Consider the following 3,398-nt stretch of genomic DNA (forward strand, 5'->3'; position numbering starts at 1 on the left):
GGTGACCCTCTCCCACAAAAATTGTCCGGCGGCGTCCTACTCTCCCACACCGTCCCCAGTGCAGTACCATCGGCGCTGGAAGGCTTAACTTCCGGGTTCGGAATGTAACCGGGTGTTTCCCTACCGCTATAACCGCCGTAACCCTATGAAACACACAACCAGACCACCCACACACACAAGCGCAGGCAGGACCGTTTGCAGTCTCTGAATCGCATAGTCGACGCGAACATCTATGGACAAGTCCTCGGCCTATTAGTACCGGTCAGCTCCACACGTTACCGCGCTTCCACTTCCAGCCTATCAACCCGGTCGTCTACCGGGAGCCTTACCCCACAAAGGGAGGGAGACCTCATCTCGAGACGAGCTTCCCGCTTAGATGCTTTCAGCGGTTATCCCTTCCGAACGTAGCCAACCAGCCGTGCTCCTGGCGGAACAACTGGCACACCAGAGGTTCGTCCGTCCCGGTCCTCTCGTACTAGGGACAGCCTCTCTCAAGTCTCCTGCGCGCGCAGCGGATAGGGACCGAACTGTCTCGCGACGTTCTAAACCCAGCTCGCGTACCGCTTTAATGGGCGAACAGCCCAACCCTTGGGACCTACTCCAGCCCCAGGATGCGACGAGCCGACATCGAGGTGCCAAACCATCCCGTCGATATGGACTCTTGGGGAAGATCAGCCTGTTATCCCCGGGGTACCTTTTAGCCGTTGAGCGACACCGCTTCCACAAGCCGATGCCGGATCACTAGTCCCAGCTTTCGCTCCTGCTCGACCCGTCAGTCTCACAGTCAAGCTCCCTTGTGCACTTACACTCGACACCTGATTACCAACCAGGCTGAGGGAACCTTTGGGCGCCTCCGTTACCCTTTAGGAGGCAACCGCCCCAGTTAAACTACCCACCAGACACTGTCCCCCACCCGGATACACGGGCGCGGGTTAGACGTTCAAAACGACCAGAGTGGTATTTCACCAATGACTCCACCCCAACTAGCGTCGAGGCTTCCCAGTCTCCCACCTATCCTACACAAGACGCTCCAAACGCCAATGTCAAGCTGTAGTGAAGGTCCCGGGGTCTTTCCGTCCTGCTGCGCGTAACGAGCATCTTTACTCGTAGTGCAATTTCACCGGGTCTGTGGTTGAGACAGCGGGGAAGTCGTTACGCCATTCGTGCAGGTCGGAACTTACCCGACAAGGAATTTCGCTACCTTAGGATGGTTATAGTTACCACCGCCGTTTACCGGCGCTTAAGTTCTCAGCTTCGCTCCCGAAGAAGCTAACCGGTCCCCTTAACGTTCCGGCACCGGGCAGGCGTCAGTCCGTATACATCGTCTTACGACTTAGCACGGACCTGTGTTTTTAGTAAACAGTCGCTTCCCCCTGGCCACTGCGACCCCCACCAGCTCACAGAGCTAGCCTGATCACCAGCAGAGGTCCCCCTTCTCCCGAAGTTACGGGGGCAATTTGCCGAGTTCCTTAACCACAGTTCACCCGAACGCCTTAGTATTCTCTACCTGACTACCTGAGTCGGTTTAGGGTACGGGCCGCCACGACACTCACTAGAGGCTTTTCTCGGCAGCATAGGATCACCCACTTCGCCACAATCGGCTCGGCATCACACCTCAGGCACAAGGCAGACGGATTTACCTATCTGCCGCCCTACATGCTTACCCCGGGAACAACCATCGCCCGGGATGGGCTACCTTCCTGCGTCACCCCATCGCTTACCTACTACCAGATCAGGCCAGGCGTTCACCCTCACCACCATCCCGAAGGACAGCAGGGGTTAAGGACCCTTAGTATCACTGGATTCGATATGGGCGCATCGCAGCGGGTACGGGAATATCAACCCGTTATCCATCGACTACGCCTGTCGGCCTCGCCTTAGGCCCCGACTTACCCTGGGCGGATTAGCCTAGCCCAGGAACCCTTAGTCATCCGGCGCAGAAGTTTCCCACTTCTGATTCGCTACTCATGCCTGCATTCTCACTCGTGCAACCTCCACGGCTGGATCACTCCGCCGCTTCACCGGATCGCACGACGCTCCCCTACCCACCCACACAACAAAGTTGCGTGAATGCCACGACTTCGGCGGTGTACTTGAGCCCCGCTACATTATCGGCGCGGAATCACTTGACCAGTGAGCTATTACGCACTCTTTCAAGGGTGGCTGCTTCTAAGCCAACCTCCTGGTTGTCACGGCAACTCCACATCCTTTCCCACTTAGCACACGCTTAGGGGCCTTAGTCGGTGATCTGGGCTGTTTCCCTCTCGACTACGGAGCTTATCCCCCGCAGTCTCACTGCCACGCTCTCACTTACCGGCATTCGGAGTTTGGCTGACGTCAGTAACCTTGTCGGGCCCATCGGCCATCCAGTGCTCTACCTCCGGCAAGAAACACGCAACGCTGCACCTAAATGCATTTCGGGGAGAACCAGCTATCACGGAGTTTGATTGGCCTTTCACCCCTACACACAGATCATCCCCCAGGTTTTCAACCCTGGTGGGTTCGGTCCTCCACGCAGTCTTACCCACGCTTCAACCTGCCCATGCGTAGATCACCCCGCTTCGGGTCTACAGCATGCGACTCAACGCCCTATTCAGACTCGCTTTCGCTACGGCTCCCCCACACAGGTTAACCTCGCCACACACCATAACTCGCAGGCTCATTCTTCAAAAGGCACGCAGTCACATCACAGACGAAACAAGTTCCGCCTACGCTCCTACGGCTTGTAAGCACACGGTTTCAGGTACTATTTCACGACCCCTCACCGGGGCGCTTTTCACCTTTCCCTCACGGTACTCGTTCACTATCGGTCATCAGGGAGTATTTAGGCTTACCAGGTGGTCCTGGCAGATTCACACAGGATTTCTCGAGCCCCGTGCTACTTGGGATCCCCTCAAACAGTCAGCATGATTTCGCCTACCCGGCTCTCACGGTCTACGGCGCCCCTTCCCAGAGGCTTCGACTACCACACTGATTTATCACTGTCCGCGGTCTCGGCAGAAACCGCCAGAAGGTCCCACAACCCCGCACACGCAACGCCTGCCGGCTATCACACATGCACGGTTTAGCCTCATCCGCTTTCGCTCACCACTACTCACGGAATCACTCTTGTTTTCTCTTCCTACGGGTACTGAGATGTTTCACTTCCCCGCGTTACCACCAACCGCCCTATACATTCAGGCGGAGGCAACACCACATGACTGGTGCTAGGTTTCCCCATTCGGACATCCCCGGATCAACGTCTGGTTGGCGACTCCCCGAGGCTTAACGCAGCCTCCCACGTCCTTCATCGGCTCCTGATGCCAAGGCATCCACCGTGTGCCCTAAGAAACTTGGCCACAAAGATGCTCGCGTCCACTATGCAATTCACAAACAACAAACAGCCAACCAGCCCAACC

2 rRNA genes are annotated in these 3,398 nt (G+C 56.8%); both read right to left on the reverse strand.

The window, feature by feature from the left end:
* Positions 1 to 23 precede the first annotated feature (23 nt).
* Positions 24 to 140 (reverse strand): 5S ribosomal RNA (gene rrf / locus IMZ11_RS41910).
* Positions 141 to 232: 92 nt separating this feature from the next.
* Positions 233 to 3,338: ribosomal RNA gene (locus IMZ11_RS41915) — 23S ribosomal RNA — on the reverse strand.
* Positions 3,339 to 3,398: the final 60 nt, after the last annotated feature.

Source organism: Microtetraspora sp. AC03309 (assembly GCF_020826795.1).
Taxonomy (GTDB): Bacteria; Actinomycetota; Actinomycetes; order Streptosporangiales; family Streptosporangiaceae; genus Microtetraspora; species Microtetraspora glauca.